Here is a 246-nt window from a genome sequence, read left to right as displayed (position 1 = left end):
ATCTAAGGTAGCAAAACATACTTTGTTAGCATTCCCAAATGCAAAACAATCATTGCCTAAGATACAAACCGAGGTAGTTGGTAATCCGGTAAGAATGGATATTGCTCAATTAAACAATATGCCAAAACGAGTATTGACCGGGCAGGACGCAATTAGGATTTTGGTAATAGGTGGTAGTTTAGGTGCTCGGGCATTAAACCAGCAGTTACCTCATGTATTTTACCAATTACAAGCGTTAGGTTTGGC

The 246-nt window shown here is 39.4% G+C and carries 1 protein-coding gene; it reads left to right on the top strand.

Going from position 1 to position 246, the window contains the following annotated elements:
* Positions 1-246, top strand: a 246-nt coding sequence (locus tag Q4528_RS15300; protein ID WP_303522557.1) for a glycosyltransferase family 28 protein, incomplete at both ends; no start/stop codon positions are given.

Source organism: Staphylococcus pasteuri, from assembly GCF_030547725.1.
Lineage (GTDB): Bacteria > Bacillota > Bacilli > Staphylococcales > Staphylococcaceae > Staphylococcus > Staphylococcus pasteuri.
The sequence above is the reverse complement of the archived record's forward strand: the minus strand, read 5'-3'. Positions and strand labels throughout refer to the sequence as shown.